The 14,418-nt window shown below is 64.6% G+C and carries 15 protein-coding genes, 1 tRNA gene and 1 pseudogene; 6 read left to right on the top strand and 11 right to left on the bottom strand.

The features are described from left to right. Positions 1-163 precede the first annotated feature (163 nt). Positions 164-1,120, bottom strand: coding sequence for a prolyl aminopeptidase (gene pip / locus F7R26_RS16690; protein WP_150993270.1), 957 nt, complete (start codon positions 1,118-1,120; stop codon positions 164-166). Positions 1,121-1,263: 143 nt separating this feature from the next. Beyond that, positions 1,264-1,962 (bottom strand): DUF2076 domain-containing protein, encoded by a 699-nt coding sequence (locus F7R26_RS16685; protein ID WP_150993272.1) that lies wholly within the window; start codon positions 1,960-1,962, stop codon positions 1,264-1,266. Between the two features lie 288 nt (positions 1,963-2,250). Here F7R26_RS16685 and F7R26_RS16680 point away from each other — a divergent pair, with 288 nt between their 5' ends. Then, complete coding sequence (locus F7R26_RS16680) at positions 2,251-2,688, top strand: YciI family protein (RefSeq protein WP_150993274.1); 438 nt, start codon at positions 2,251-2,253, stop codon at positions 2,686-2,688. Between the two features lie 131 nt (positions 2,689-2,819). Then, complete coding sequence (locus F7R26_RS16675; RefSeq protein WP_150993276.1) at positions 2,820-3,161, top strand: hypothetical protein; 342 nt, start codon at positions 2,820-2,822, stop codon at positions 3,159-3,161. Positions 3,162-3,464: 303 nt separating this feature from the next. Here the strand turns inward: F7R26_RS16675 and F7R26_RS16670 are convergent, their stop codons facing one another. The 5 genes from F7R26_RS16670 to F7R26_RS16650 all read right to left on the bottom strand — a co-directional run bounded on the left by F7R26_RS16670 (position 3,465) and on the right by F7R26_RS16650 (position 8,843). Further along, complete coding sequence (locus F7R26_RS16670) at positions 3,465-4,763, bottom strand: TAXI family TRAP transporter solute-binding subunit (RefSeq protein ID WP_150993278.1); 1,299 nt, start codon at positions 4,761-4,763, stop codon at positions 3,465-3,467. Positions 4,764-4,898: 135 nt separating this feature from the next. Further along, complete coding sequence (locus F7R26_RS16665; protein ID WP_241754540.1) at positions 4,899-5,897, bottom strand: DUF1254 domain-containing protein; 999 nt, start codon at positions 5,895-5,897, stop codon at positions 4,899-4,901. Between the two features lie 195 nt (positions 5,898-6,092). Then, a complete protein-coding gene (locus F7R26_RS16660; RefSeq protein ID WP_150993283.1) occupies positions 6,093-7,673 on the bottom strand; it encodes an EAL domain-containing protein in 1,581 nt (526 codons plus the stop codon). Between the two features lie 103 nt (positions 7,674-7,776). Then, positions 7,777-8,292, bottom strand: coding sequence for a DUF2199 domain-containing protein (locus tag F7R26_RS16655; RefSeq protein ID WP_150993285.1), 516 nt, complete (start codon positions 8,290-8,292; stop codon positions 7,777-7,779). A gap of 200 nt (positions 8,293-8,492) precedes the next feature. Next, positions 8,493-8,843: a DUF1428 domain-containing protein gene (locus tag F7R26_RS16650; RefSeq protein ID WP_150993287.1), complete on the bottom strand. Its 351-nt coding sequence runs from the start codon at positions 8,841-8,843 to the stop codon at positions 8,493-8,495. Positions 8,844-9,178: 335 nt separating this feature from the next. Between F7R26_RS16650 and F7R26_RS16645 the strand changes: the two genes are divergently transcribed. Then, positions 9,179-9,265, top strand: a tRNA-Leu gene (locus F7R26_RS16645). Between the two features lie 148 nt (positions 9,266-9,413). Next, entirely contained in the window at positions 9,414-9,821 is a 408-nt protein-coding gene (locus F7R26_RS16640; RefSeq protein ID WP_150993289.1) for a hypothetical protein, read from the top strand. A 44-nt stretch (positions 9,822-9,865) separates the two neighbouring features. On the opposite strand, the gene F7R26_RS16635 is transcribed toward F7R26_RS16640, so the two are convergent. Continuing rightward, a complete protein-coding gene (locus F7R26_RS16635) occupies positions 9,866-10,240 on the bottom strand; it encodes a hypothetical protein (protein ID WP_150993291.1) in 375 nt (124 codons plus the stop codon). A 114-nt stretch (positions 10,241-10,354) separates the two neighbouring features. Then, positions 10,355-10,723, bottom strand: a complete 369-nt coding sequence (locus tag F7R26_RS16630) for a c-type cytochrome (protein WP_150993294.1) — start codon at positions 10,721-10,723, stop codon at positions 10,355-10,357. Between the two features lie 175 nt (positions 10,724-10,898). Here F7R26_RS16630 and F7R26_RS16625 point away from each other — a divergent pair, with 175 nt between their 5' ends. Together F7R26_RS16625 and F7R26_RS16620 are read left to right on the top strand one after the other, a co-directional pair. Continuing rightward, positions 10,899-12,341, top strand: a complete 1,443-nt coding sequence (locus tag F7R26_RS16625) for an IS5 family transposase (RefSeq protein WP_150993646.1) — start codon at positions 10,899-10,901, stop codon at positions 12,339-12,341. Positions 12,342-12,497: 156 nt separating this feature from the next. After that, a pseudogene (locus tag F7R26_RS16620) lies at positions 12,498-12,704 on the top strand (aldo/keto reductase); the annotation flags it as partial. A gap of 81 nt (positions 12,705-12,785) precedes the next feature. Here the strand turns inward: F7R26_RS16620 and F7R26_RS16615 are convergent. Beyond that, positions 12,786-13,622 (bottom strand): DUF2182 domain-containing protein, encoded by an 837-nt coding sequence (locus tag F7R26_RS16615; RefSeq protein ID WP_150990848.1) that lies wholly within the window; start codon positions 13,620-13,622, stop codon positions 12,786-12,788. Positions 13,623-13,630: 8 nt separating this feature from the next. Continuing rightward, positions 13,631-14,395: a DUF899 domain-containing protein gene (locus tag F7R26_RS16610; protein WP_416351336.1), complete on the bottom strand. Its 765-nt coding sequence runs from the start codon at positions 14,393-14,395 to the stop codon at positions 13,631-13,633. Between the last annotated feature and the right edge of the window lie 23 nt (positions 14,396-14,418).

Genomic DNA, 14,418 nt, shown 5'->3' with positions numbered 1-14,418 from the left:
TTGAATGCCGCTTTGCTATCCGCCGGCCAATGCGCAGCCGGGGGGTGGCAATGCGGTCTTCAAGTCTAGGACACGGGTGTTCAAGATCCCAACCGCCGGCCATCAAAAGTCCGCTTCGGCGCCGCCGGTGCTGTGCCGCCCAGGGCTGGCAGCGCCAGGACGATCATTGCGCCGCCGCAAACCGGTCGGTAGCAGCAATCAACTGATCCATGATGCCGGGCTCGGTCCAGGCATGCCCCGCGCCTTCAATCAGGTGCAGATCCGAGCCTGGCCATGCCTGGTGCAGCGCGTAGGCGTAGCGGGCCGGGCAGGGCATGTCGTAGCGCCCGTGCACGATCACGCCGGGGATGCCGGCAAGGCGATGCGCGTCGCGCAGCAACTGGCCGTCTTCCAGCCAGGCGAGATGCGTGAAGTAGTGGTTCTCCAGCCGCGCGAACGCCAGCGCGAAATGGCCGTCGTCATGCTTGGCGGTGTTAGCCGGGTCGGGCAGCAGGGTGATGGTTTCGCCTTCCCATACGCTCCATGCGCGGGCGGCCTCCAGTTGCTTTGCCGTATCGCTGCCGGTCAGCACCTTGCGGTAGGCGGCCATCATGTCGCCGCGTTCGGCTGGCGGGATGGGCGCCTGGAAGCGGGCCCATTTCTCGGGGAACACCTCGGATACGCCGTACTGGTAGTACCAATCCAGTTCCGCCCGGGTGGCGGTATAGATCCCGCGCAGCACCAGTTCGCTGGTCCGCTCGGGGTGTTTTTGCGCATAGGCCAGCGCCAGCGTGGAGCCCCAGGAGCCGCCAAAGACCAGCCAGCGCTCTACGTTGGCGAGCTTGCGCAGGCGCTCGATGTCGTCCACCAGGTGCCACGTGGTATTGGCCTCCAGGCCCGCGTGGGGCGTGGAGCGGCCACAGCCGCGCTGGTCGAACAGCATGACGTCGTAGCGCGCCGGATCGAACAGGCGGCGGTGGTCGGCCGAGATGCCGCCACCGGGGCCGCCATGCAGGAAGACGGCCGGCTTGGCGCCGGGTGTGCCGACGCGTTCGTAGTAGACCACGTGGCCGTCGCCGACATCGAGCATGCCGGTTTCATAGGGTTCGATGGCGGGATAGAGCGAGCGAGGTTGCGGCATGGATCGGGTTCCCAGGGCGAGCGCGTAGTGCAAGAGTGTATCGCCGTTGCCGGTGCCCTCTCCACCCGGGGTGCCGCAGTGCAATCAGAGCGGTGGGGGCTGCCAGGCCGCTGCCATGCACGCCTGGCAAGCCCCCCAACGCGCTAGGCGTTCCAGGTGTCGTCGCTCAGGAAGTCGTCGTTGCCCGATGCGTCATCCAGAAGGCCGCTGTCCAGTGCCGCATCCGGCGAGCCCAGTGGCGAGCGGTCGTCATTGCCGTAGTAGTTGTTGACGACCGTCTCCGTTGGCTGCGCCCCCGCGCCTGGCTGTCCCAGAAAGCCGCTTGCGCCGTTGCCATTGCCGTTGCGATGGAACATGTTCTCGATGCCTTGGAACAGGAGCGCGCCGCCGGCCACGCCGGCTGCCGTCGTGGCAATGCCACCCAGCGCGCCACCCAGGCCACCACTCAGGAAGCCGGGCCGGGATGGCTGCACGGGCGCAGGCTGGGGTGCCTGGACGGCCTGCGGCACTGCCACGGGCGCGGCCATCGGCGGCGGCATGACGGGGCTGGGTGCCACGCGGTTGGCACTATTGCCCCAGGCGTTCTCCGGGTCGAGGAAGCGATTGGCGCCGTTGGCCTGCGCCATCTGCAACTGGCTCTGCAATGTGGCGATCTGCGCCTTTGCCGTCGCCAGGGCATGGTCAAGCATCATGGCGCGCTGGACCAGCAGGTAGGCAGCATCCGGCTGCCTGGCAACCGCGTCGGCGATGAGGGCGTCCGCCTGGGGGTCCTTGGCGCCAGCCCTGGCCTGCGTGAGTTGGGTCAGGAAGCCTTCCAGCGCTTGCATCTCTTGGGGGGTCATGGCAGCTCCTATCCGGGGTCCGGGTTGTCTTGTGTGATCGCAGTCTACGGGCCGAGTCTTAAGCGAGGCTTAAAAAAACCGATCGGATGTGATTGTCGCGTCTCGCGGCCGCATCAGGCCAATTCAGGCCACGTTGGGTCGAGTCGGGCCGGGCAGGCTTGCCGCCAGATACTTTGGTGGCGGTGTCGATTTCCGGTATCCCGATTCGTCGTAGTATCAGTGCCGCCCGTCAATCCTGATCCGGGCTCGGGACGTGCGGCACCCTCAATCCACTCAAGGAGAGCGACGATGCGTGTCATGGTGATGGTGAAGGCAACGAAAGAATCAGAAGCTGGCGAGATGCCCAGCACGGAGCTGCTTACCGCAATGGGCAACTTCAATGAAGAACTCGTCAAGGCCGGTGTGATGCTCGCGGGCGAGGGCCTGCACCCGAGCGCCAAAGGCAAGCGGGTGCGATTTTCTGGCAGCCAGCGGTCCGTGATCGACGGACCGTTCGCAGAGACCAAGGAGGTGGTCGCCGGGTTCTGGCTGTGGCAAGTCAAGTCCATGGACGAGGCCGTCGAATGGGTCAAGCGCTGCCCCAACCCCATGCAGAGCGATTCCGAGATCGAGATTCGTCCGCTGTTCGAACTCGACGATTTTGGTGCCGAGCTCACGCCCGAGCTGCGGGCCCAGGAGGAGCGCTTGTGGGCGCAGGCGCAAGATGCTGCGAAGAAGACAAGCTAAGGCGAAGCCTAGGGCAGTTCATGACGGTTGAGGCTGTGTTGAGGCCGTGTTAACGCATGCGCACCAAGGCGCTCTGGCGGCGCCTTTCTGCTCTAAACTTGGCTTTTTCCACCTCACCATCAGGGAATCGAATGCCAAAACAGCAAAGCACATGGGCCCGGCATGTCTCGGCGGGCGCGATCGTGTTCGCAACGCTCATGGCGGGATGCGCCGCCCGGCCCCCCGCCAGTGCGGTGCCCGACCCGGGCCCGCAGGGCGGCCGCGGCACGCCGGAGGGTTGCCAGGCGGACAAGCTTGGGGACGAAGCCCTGATCGGCAAGAGCGAGGCCAATGCCGTCGCCTTGCTCAACGGCTGCGCCTGGCGATTTGGTAAGCGGGAAGGCCAGCAGATGCCAGGCACCATGGACTACAACCCGCAGCGCCGCACGCTGGACGTCAAGGACGGCAAGGTGACCGCGGTACGCCGGGGCTGAGGCCGTAGCAACGCCTGGATCGCGTCGTGCCTTGCGTCTGTGACGCGATCCGCATTGCCTTGTGCGGCCATCCAACCGACGCGGATACCGGCTTGCCCGATGCTCTCCGCGGCTTGTTCAACCGAGATGATGGCGCACTTGATGGAAGCCGCGGCAGCCATCAGGTTCAGTCCGCCGAGTTCGGCCAGGCTGCGCGCCGGCAAAGGTGCACATCCGGAATTCCACGGACGAACAATCCAGCCCGCCGTCGGCAAGACAGCGCTGTCCGAGGCGGCTCCAAAGGACGCGCCGGCGTATCCGCAGCTACGCTTTCACTTTCGCCGCCGCCTGGGCAATCCGGTCCCGCACGACGCCGATCGCCTGCTTGAGCGCGTAGACATCCTCAAAATAGCGCTCCGGAATCCGTATCCGGCTGGCATGCGCATCGATGTTCTCGATCTCATCGCGCCATTGCGCAATCTGGTCGGGGGTTGGCTGCGTGTTCATCCATATTTCATCCTCGAGCGCCTTGATCTCCCGGTACCAGACCACCAGCCGGTTTTTTATCCGCGCTCGCGCCATGCGCGGCAATGCCTGCAGCAAGCCGAGCAGCAAGGCCATGAAGGGGAGCAGGATCAGCAAGCGCCGCTCGATAAAGCTGGCAAGCCAGAACGGAAGGTAGCGCTGCAGGAAGGGACGCCCCGATTTGAAGTAGCGCGTGCTTTCGTCGGAAACGGGAAACTCACTGGTATTCAGGTTGGGAAACGTGCCGAGCGGCGTGAAGTAATCATCGCCGCCGTGGACGGATCTGGCGGCTTCCAGCAGCAGGTAGACCAGGGCGGGGTGCAGGGTGTCCTTGGAGACGAGCAGGGCCGTGGCAGCAAGCAGCGTGACATCGGCCTGCGGAAGATCGTTGACGATACTGGTGGAGGCGCGCGGAAAGACAATCTTGGACAGCGACGGGAATTTCTGCACGAGGGCATCGGCCTGGGCAGAACTCATCAGTTTCAGATTGCTGTTCAGCAACGTTTGCTGCATCTCGGCATCAGGCCTGCCGATAAAGAAGGCCGCATCCAGCTGGCCCTCTTCGAGACCTTGATAGGCCTTCATGGCATTCATTTCCAGCAGCTCGGTATTGCTGGCCGTGATGCCGCTGTATGTGAGCAATACCCGGGCGACGTTGAGCAGGCCACTGCCGGGAACGCCGATGGCGACCCGCTTGCCGCGCAGCTGTGCCAGCCGGTCCACGGTGGCCTCGCCCCGGTAAAACACCCAGATCGGCTCATAGGAGACCGCGGCGATGGTTTGCAGGCCGTCTGTTTCCTGCGGCGTGGCGGTGCCCGATTGGATGAAGCCTGCTTCGTATTCGCTGTCCGGATTCTTCAATCGCTCATAGTTCTCGATCGACCCGGACGAGCCGCGGATATCCAGTTTGATGCCGTCGCGCTTCAGGATGGGGGCATAGCGCTCGGCAAAGCCGCGATAGATGCCCTTGTCCGCTCCGGTGGTGATGACGATCGTGCGCTGGATGGCGGGCCTGAGCACGATCGTCAGCGCCCAGCCCAGCGCGGCCAGCAGCAGCATCGCGCTGACGATGATAAGCCGCCGCTGCCCCGGTGTCATGGGGGCCTTCTGGGTACGATGCAGCGCTGGGTTGTGCCTGGGCATGGTTCGGCCTCTGTCGTCAGGTCCCTCCCACGCGGGGCCAAGGAGGACGCGGGATCATGCTAGCCGCCTGATCGTTTGTGGGAGGGTCGATCAATTGACCGGCTGAGGCTGCGGGAATGTCCAGGCGCCGCTCAGTATCTCCGCGCGCGGGCGGTACAGCCGCACAGTGTAGTTCCAGCCCGGGACGATCGGCAGGCAGTTGGCTGCCTGCGCTTCACAGCCACCGAACTGCATCGTGATCGATCCGTCGCCGGCCTTCTCTGCCGTGAGGTTGTTGAGTGTGTACGCGTTGCCCGGGTTCTTCTGGAAATAGCCCTCGGCGTTGTAGACGCTCACGGACCAGAAGGCATCCACCGGCACATCCTTGACGTTGAGCCGATAGACGGTCTTGCCGTCGTTCTTCGCCGGCGTGATGTTGAGGTAGGTGGCATCCTTGTCCGGGTTGCCGCCCCAGGCCGATGCGGAGCCGATCAGGTGGCGCACGGGATCGACCTCCGCCTGGGTGCCGAATGCCTTCTTGAAGTCGGGCAGTGTCGAGGACAGCACCAGCAGGGCATCGCGGATCTTCTTCTGGCTGACCGGATCCCAGTTGGGGATTTCGAGCTTTCCGGGCCCCTTCTGGCTGACCTTGATGGCGTCCTGCAAGGCGTGGACCTGCTTGATGTCGTCCGGGCTGTTCGGGTTGACCAGGGTGCGCACCGCGACGGCCACGTAACGGGTGCCGACGTTCTCCCGGGTGAGCGTATGGGCGCCCGCGCCGTAGAACACATCTGGCACGTAGTGGTCTTCATTGATAACCTGCAGCGCCATGAAGCGCTTGCCCGGGTCGGGCATGGTGATCGTCACCGGGCCGGCTTCGAGGTCGAAGATGCCGGAGGTATAGAGCGTGTCGCGATTCAGGCGGATCACGGTCTGGTGATCGATCGATGCGGGCTCGCGCCGATGCAGCAGCTTGCCCACGCCGCCTTGCTTGGCCAGCCCGGCGAAGTACATGTCGCTCTCCGCGCGGACGAAGTTGTCGACGGACACCGGAACGGGGGCACCACTGGAGGGCGAGGCGGCTGGCTGCGAGTGGGCGACGCTGGCCATCGACAGGGCGGCGGCGCAAATGCAAGCGGCGGTCAGTTTCATCTTCACGCCCTTTTGGTCTGTTGGCATCGCGCATTGGCGAGCGGGATTCCTGCAGACACCACTTTCGCCGGTGCGCGGGGGAAAGTGAATTAGAAAGATTGCTCCAGTGATATAAGCCGTTTCATTGGGGTGTTGGCGGGCGGCGCATCGAGCTCAACTGCCTGCCGCCTCCTGCAAAGGCTGGCTCGCCAGCCAGGTCCCTAGCGCAGCCGCAGCCATCGGCTTGGCAAACAGGAATCCCTGCGCATACTTCACGCCTTTTCCGCGCAGGTAAGCCGCTTGCGTCTGCGTCTCGATCCCTTCCGCGATCAGCGTGACCGCAAGCCGTGCGCCCAGCGAGATGATCAGCTCCAGCACCGGCGCGTTGACCGCATCGGTATCGATCACCGAGACAAAGCCCCGATCGATCTTGATGTAGTCAACCGTGAATCTCTCCAGGTATGCCAGCGAGCTATGCCCCGTGCCAAAGTCGTCAATGGCGAATTGCACGCCGGCCGCGCGCAGTGCCTGCATGTTCTTCAGCACAACGTCAGTATCCGGCACAACCTTGCGCTCGGTAATCTCCAGCACCAGTCGCGGTGCTTTGTCCCGCAGTCCTTGCTGCAACCGTTGTACGTCGGCAATCATGTCCGTGCTGGCCAGATGTTCAGCGGTGATGTTCACGCCAATATGGAAGCCGGGCGGAATCGCCAGTGTTTCCACGTCACGTTGTATCAATCCGAACAGGTGGCGCGTAAGCGGAAGGGCGAGGGCATTGTCTTGCGCCACCGCAAAAAGCAGGTCGGGCCGGATCGGCCCGGTACCTGGCTTGTCCCAGCGGATGAGGGCTTCCACGCCGGAGCATCGGCCCGTGGCGAGCTCCAGCACAGGCTGGTAATGCACGTGGAATTCGTCGTTGCGCATGGCGCGCCGGATCTCGGCGACCATGGACAGACGTTGCCTATGGAGGCGGTAGGCCGCGTACGCGAGCAGCAACGACGCCAGCAGCACGAACGGCGCGTAGCGCACCAGCAGCGCGTCGCGCAGGGCCACGATCACGGCGGGCCGCACGCCGGTGAGCACCGAGATCGGGTAGCGCTCGGACGTCAGCGCAGGGAGCCGGTCCAGGCCCGGGGTGTCCTGCGGCGAGCCGCCGGGCCCTGCCAGAATGTTGTCCGAGCCTTTCAGCGCGATGGCCATGGAGAAGCGATCCCGGGGGCCGGCGGCGGCAAGGATATCCAGCAGGTATTGGCCGTCCAGCGCGGCGATGACGCCGCGCCCGTCTTCCAGGCCGAGCGTGACCAGCAAGGCGGGGCGGTCGGGCACCATGGGCGTGCCGGGGAGGAGGTAAAGGGCTTGGCCTACCGGCAGCGGGCCGGGATGGCCGGTGAGTTCGGACACCGGCTGGCGGAACTCCCCCGTAGCCGACGAGCAGTAGAGGCCGTGCTCGCGTACCAGTACCAGGGCGCGAAAATAAGGCCTGAATGTGCCAATGCGCTGGAGCTGGTCCTTGACCTGATCGCAGGGCTGTCCTGCCAGCGTCGTCAGGGTGGCTGACAGGTTCGCCGCCTGATTGAGGATGGATTCGGCCTGGCGCAGCACGATCTCGTTGGCGGCATTGGCTTGCGCTTGCGCCTGTCGCTCGGACTCGTAGTAAGCCAGCGGCAACATCACGAGAAACGGCAGCGCGGCGGCCAACGAAATGGACAGCAGCCGCCAGCCTGTCAGCCGGCCCCGGATGATTCTTGTTGGCATGGGTTCAGCGCTCCGCAATTGTGCGATGAAGACGTCGATGGGGGACAGCCTGGGCTAGCATCGTGCCGCTCGCGGTGCGTGAGTAAGGTCACGTCAGCCTGCTTCAAGGCGGGCTGTCGGCAGGATGCACCGCCAATGCATACAACTGCGCCACCCGCGCGGCGCAGATGCCATTGCGCTGCTCCATGGCGAGCGGATGGTCCGTGGGTTCCAGCTCGATCGCCGGCCTGATGCCGTCGTCCCTGAGATGCACCCGCGTCTTGAGGTTGACCGTGTCCGGATAGGGTGCCAGGGAGGCATTGAGCCAGCCAAAGAACGGCCCGGCGTGGGCTCGCTTGGCCTGCTCGAAGGTCCTGACCCACTCCGTGTAGCTGGCCAAGCTGAGGGATACCCACACGCCCCACGTGAACGGATCGGGCTGCCCGTGGACGGGGATCTCGATGCAGCCCCGCACGTAGAAGGCCTTCTCGTCGATCACGCAGTCATCGCTGCCAAGGTCGCAGCGGCGCTCGCGCTCTTCCTCGGGGATGCTGTAGTAGGACAGCGGAGCGTCAGCGTCCAGGCTGGGCATGCCCTCGTGGATCTCGCCGCATGACGCGCATTTGAAAGAGAAGGGCATGTTTTGTTCGGCGGGGTCCATGGAGTGCTCGGGGTAGCAAGCCGCAAGCCATGCGGCCGCGAATCGACCCGAATATTCTAACTGGCCGATTGCCTTGCGCGCCGATGTTGCCCGCCACCGCGCGAAAATGCCCCGTTGGCCAAAACGATCCCAGCCCGGGAGCCCCGGGCAAGGTCAATCAACCCACCGCCGCCAAGCCGCTAAGCGTTGACGATCATCTCGAAGCCGCCAAAGATCATCCGCTTGCCGTCGAACGGCATCGGCCCCTGGCTGTGCAGCCTGGGGTCTTCCATCGTGGCTTTCATGCCTTCGTCCCGAGCCTTGCGCGATGGCCAGGTGATCCAGGAGAAAACCACGGTCTCGTCCTTCTCCAGCTTGACGGCCATCGGGAACGAGGTGAGCTTGCCCTCGGGCACATCGTCGCCCCAGCACTCGACCAGCCCCAGCGCGCCATGATCCTTGAACACCACGGCGGCAGCCTCGGCGTACGCGCGGTAGATGTCGCGCTTGGCCGTGGGCACGGCGAGAACAAATCCATCGATGTAATGCATGTCTGATCTCCTTTGGGATTGCCTGCGAAGCGGCGAGCCTTGTGCGCGCCGCCATTGGGACGACGAACGGGAGCGGTCGAAATCGACAGGGCATGGGAGGAATGCCAGAAAAAATACGCGGGGCTGGGAGGGCGGCCAACCGGTGTGGGCCGTGCACTGCGCGCCAAGTGATGAATGGGAATCTTTCGGCCGCTTGTTCATTTCCCTGGGCCGGACGGACGCAAGCGGGGGCCGGCAGCGGGCGGTGCTCGGGGAAAGTTGGACTTTTCTTATGATTCAGCGCGGCCAGTACTTGCAAATTTCGTTACGTTGGGTAGAATTCGCAACCTCACCTAGCCCAGGTGGCGAAATTGGTAGACGCACTAGGTTCAGGTCCTAGCGGTGGCAACACTGTGGAGGTTCGAGTCCTCTCCTGGGCACCAAGATTGAAAGCAAAAGGCCTGCATCCGTGCAGGCCTTTTGCTTTTTGTTTTTTGCTTCTACCGCGTTGTGTCTCGCGCACGGCGAGAGCATCAGCATCCGAATTCACTTGATGTAACATCACCCGACTCATCTAGCCAAGGAGCGGGAATGTCAAAAGGTCGGGTACGGGCACGGGTATTGATGGTAGTCGCGATGGCGGCGCAATTGCTGTCTGCCTGTTCGGGCGGCGTGACCGCCAATTCCATCCAGGCGATGGATCCGAAGCGCGCGCACTCCAAGGCCAGCGTAGGCGACCTGGTCCTGTGCCTGAAGCAGCGGCTGGGTGACGACGCCACCGTGATCGCGTACCCGGAACCCGGCAAGGTGGATATCCGGGTCGGGCGCGCGGACGCGGATGAATACAAGTTCTTCCACCTGATCAGCTTGCGCCGCGCTGCCGACGGCGCCGAAGGCTCCGACGTGGAGATCCGCAGCTCCGGGGAGTGGCACCCGTTGATGAGCGCCAGCCGCATCTCCGGCATGGTCGAAGACTGCACGCCGGGACGAGCGCACTAAGACGCCATTTCCAAAAAAGATTCTGGCCTGATGCGCTGACGTGGTCACGGCTCCATCGTGCGCAGAAGGTGCTCCTGCAGTTGCGACAATTCAAGCGCGATGCCGCCGGGGAACCCCTGGCGGCCGCCGCGCTTGTCGATCAGCAGGTCGGCCAGGAAATCCGAGAGCGCGGCTGGGTCGGCCCAAAGCGCTGCCAGCTGGTTGCCGATGCGCGGATAGCTGCGGCACAGCTCCAGGGGCCGCGCCTGCGGCGGCAGCACAGCCAGCCATTTGAGCGCGGTGGCCGAGAGGGTTTTCGCTTCCGCGGTTTCGGGTTGCCGCCGGCCAGCCCAGTCGGGCTCGCCATGGGCGGGCACGGCGCCATCCAGGATCAGCCTCGCTTCCTCGACGGTGACAATCTCGAATGAGAGGGGTTCCATGCCAACTCCGGATCAGATCTGTGGGGGCGCCATGCCATGTGGCGCCGGCACCTATTCTATCGGTTACGGAGCGTTTGATTCTTTCTGTAGTTCTTGTAGTGCTTGTAGTGCTCGCTACTGGTACGCATGCAGGTAGGCCAGCAGGTCCGCGATCTGCCGCTCGTTGCTGATCCCCCAGAAGCGCATCCTGGTGCCGGGCACAACCTTGCTGGGCGACTGGATAAACGCACTCAAGGTTTTCTCGGACCACACCACGCCCGATTGCTTCATCTCGGGAGAGTACTTGTAGTCGGTCGTGCTGCCGGCGACCCTGCCGAAGATCCCGTTGAGCTGGGGGCCAAAGGCGGCGCGCGCCGAGGGCCCGACGCTGTGGCAGGACGCGCACTTCGAGGCGAATACCGCCTTGCCGGCCTGCGCGTCACCGGCGGCCTGCGCGGTGGCGTGCAAGGCCAGCGCCAAGGTCAACAATGCGGCGTTCTTCATGGGTGGATGCGGGGCAGGAGAGCTAACCTGGCATTATATTCGCCCCCGTGTGTAGTCCGTCCTGCAGAATGTTACGAAGCCAAGCGTGGCAAGGCCATGGCGAGAATTGGGGTGATGGAGAACTCCCAGAAGGAATATGAATCTGATCCCCTTTCTGGGAGTTTTCGACTTGCCGATGAGCACGCCCGACTTTTTCCGTAGCCGCCTTGACGCCATGATCGACCTGCGCCATCCGCTGGCGGTTCTGGCCATGCGTATGCCGTGGCCGCAGATCGAGGCGACGTTGGCGCCAGTGTTCGCACGCCAGGCGCGAGACGGACAGTTGGAGGTGGGCGAGGATCTGTTCGGCCCGACCCTGGCGGTGGCGGGTGCCGGTATCAGTGCCGCGGGTCGGCCGCGGTTGCCGATCCGTCTGATGGTCGCACTGCTGTACCTCAAGCATGCATACAACGAGAGTGACGAGTCGGTGTGCGAGCGGTGGGCGCAAGACGTCTACTACCAATATTTCAGCGGCCAGGAATACTTCGAGCCCCGTCTGCCATGTGACCCGACCAATCTGGTGCGCTTCCGGCAGGCATTGGGCGAGGCCGGCGTCGAGGAGTTGCTGGCGACCACGATTGCCGCTGCCGTGCAGATGGGCGCGATCAAGCCGGCTGAGTTCGAGTGTGTGATCGTCGACACCACGGTCCAGGAGAAGGCCATCGCCTATCCGACCGACAGTCGATTGCTGGATGTGGCGCGTGCCAAACTGGTCCGCCTGGCCAAGCGTGCAGGCCTGAACCTCAAGCAGACTTTCGAGCGCGAGGGCAAGAAGCTGCGCCGCAGTGCGGGCGGATACGCGCACGCCAAACAGTTCAAGCGACTGCGTCGAGTGCTCAAACGCCAGCGCACCATTCTCGGCCGGATCCTGCGGGATATCGAGCGCAAGTTGTCCGGGACATCGGACGCCATGCAAGCCACGATGCAGCCATGGATCGAGCGGGCGTGGCGAATCTGTCGGCAACGTCCGAAGGACAAGAACAAGCTCTATGCCTTGCACGCCCCGGAAGTCGAGTGCATCTCGAAGGGCAAGGCGCGCCAGCCGTATGAGTTCGGCGTCAAGGTCAGCCTGGCAGTTACTGCGAGCCAAGGCCTGATCGTCGGTGCACGCAGCTTCCCCGGCAATCCCTACGACGGCCACACACTGCATGCCCAGCTCGAGCAGACCACCATCCTGCTGCAGGAGCTGCCCGGCGCCCCGAAACCCAACACGGCTATCGTCGATCTGGGATATCGCGGCGTGGATGCCGAGGTGGCTCCGGTGAAGATCGTGCATCGCGGGCGAATCAAGACGATGAACCAAGTCCAGCGCAGAATGCTCAAGCGGCGCCAGGCTGTCGAACCCGTTATCGGGCACGTCAAGGCGGATCACGGACTACGGCGCAACTGGCTCAAGGGCGAAGCTGGTGACGCACTGCATCCGATCCTTTGTGCTGCTGGCTTCAATCTGCGCTGGCTGCTGCGGGCCATCGTCCGCCTGGGACTGTCGGCGGTATTTTTTGTTTTCCTGCTGCTGCGCTTGCTTGGCCGAACCGTTGTGCCCGTCGGCCAGCTCGCCCTGCCGAAGCTGCGGGACTGAAACTGCCGGTGCCGCCCTTTATCACCTCTTTTGCAGCTCAAGCCAATTTTGCAGGACCGACTGTGTAGCTGACGTAACCTGGCTCACGCACCTCACGCACCTCACGCACCCGTGCGGTAGCGACGCGGGCATCCTGCGTGGAGAAATACGATGGACGTGCCGCGCTTCTCCGAGGCAAGCCGCAAGGCCAACGCGGCCCTGGTCGAGGTGCTTGGCAACATTGCCGACGGCAAAGGCGCCACCCGGACGCAGGTTGCACTCGCCTGGCTGCTTGCGCGCAAGCCGTGGATCGTGCCGATTCCGGGCACCGCCAAGCTGCATCGGCTGGAAGAGAGCATCGGTGCGGCCACGGTCGAGCTGACGATCTCGGGCTAGTGTTGTTCATCCTTGGTTCCGCGGGCTGCGCGCTGAGGCACGGCATTGGGGTGCCCTTGAACATGGTGCTCACGCCAGCGCGATCAGGATCAACCCTGCCCCAATGATGACGGCGCCGATGGCGCGCGCGGCGCACTCGCCGGACGGTGCGAGACGCTCGACGGTGATGGCTGCCGTCACGGCAGCCATCGCGCGCAGGTCCATGACCCCGATGACAAGGAGAATTGCCATCAGGCCCGCACAGCTGCAAACGCAGTGCAGGCCGAGGGTCAGGCCGAATCGCAGGCCGAATTGCAGCCCATTCCCCCGCGCCGCACCGGCGTCCCCCCGCCGCCCGCATCCGTGCCCAGGCATCTCCCGGCAGCAGGCAAGGTGGTGCGCCTTCCAGGCGGTGAACTGGAGTGCGCCGGCGCTCAGGACCACCGCACCAGCCACGACCGGAACCGCGCGCGCCAGCGCCGGCAGCCGCATCTCGAGCGCCGCCAGCGCGGCGCCCAGCGCAAAGGTGGCTATGCCGAGCACGGCCCACACGAACAAGTACCCCACGCCCACCAGCGCGGTCAGCCAGCCCAGGTGCGTCCGGCCTGTTGTGCCGACTGCCTGGCGGTAGTGCCACAGCATGGGCATCAGGGATGGCAGCATCATCGCTGCCATCATCACGACCCACATGCCGAGGAATGACGCCGCAACGCCGGGCCACGTCTGCCCGCACATCCGCATCCACGCCATCGACATCGTCCAGCCGCCGGGCATCGGCATCGCGCCCATCGCTGACATGGACGCGGACCAGGCGATCGTCACCGCCGTGCAGGCCAAGAAGAGCAGCGCCGACGTGCCCAGGAAGGCTCGCCCGGAGACCATGCTTCGTTGCGCCTGCGCTCCCTCGGCGGCGCCTGCGTTGCCCATGGCCTGGCTCAGCGCTCGCCGTACTCGTCGTGGCGGCGCCACCAGATGCCCGTCTCGTTGCGTCCCTTGGGGGCGCGGTCGAGCCATTGGTACATGCCCCAAAGGCCGTCCACCCCGCGCGCATAGGCGGAGTAGGTGTGATAGACCACGCCATCCTCAAGCACGAATGCGCTCAGGCCCGGCCGATCGCGCGAGTACGTGGCTGCGTCGGTGCCGCATGTGGCTGCGAACCGGGCGACGGGTTCCGGGGCCGGTGTGGCGTCCATCGCGTGGCCGCCGCGCTTGTAGTTGTATTCGACGAACCCGTCGCGCTGTTGCGCCTCGGTGAAGGAGACGTTGGCATCGAAGTTGAAGTCGCTGCCGAGCGAGGACGCCCAGGGAAACGTCCAGCCCATCCGCTGCTTGTACGCCTGCAGTTTCGCCAGCGGTGCGCGCGACACCGCCGCAAGCGTGACGTCGTGGTTTGCCAGGTGAACCACGACGCCGTCGAACCCGTCCGCGATCGACGAGCAGGATGGGCACCCCGCTGTGTAGTCGGGCCCGAACATGAAGTGGTAGATGAGGAGCTGCGAGCGCCCCCGGAAGAGGTCTGCCAGCGAGGCGCTGCCTTCGTCGGTCTCGAACCGGTACGCCTTGTCGACCCGGACCCATGGCAGCGCCTGGCGTCGCCGCGCGAGCTCGTCGCTGCGCCGCGTCAGGTCCTTTTCCGCCTCGAGCAGCGCGAGCCGCGCTGCCAGCCACTCTTCGCGTGTCGCGGTGATGTGTTGCGTCATCATGCTTTCCTCCGTTGGGTGTC

Source organism: Cupriavidus basilensis (assembly GCF_008801925.2).
In the GTDB taxonomy this organism is placed as follows: Bacteria; Pseudomonadota; Gammaproteobacteria; order Burkholderiales; family Burkholderiaceae; genus Cupriavidus; species Cupriavidus basilensis.
Note: the sequence above shows the minus strand (reverse complement) of the source record. Positions and strands in the feature narration are given on the sequence as shown.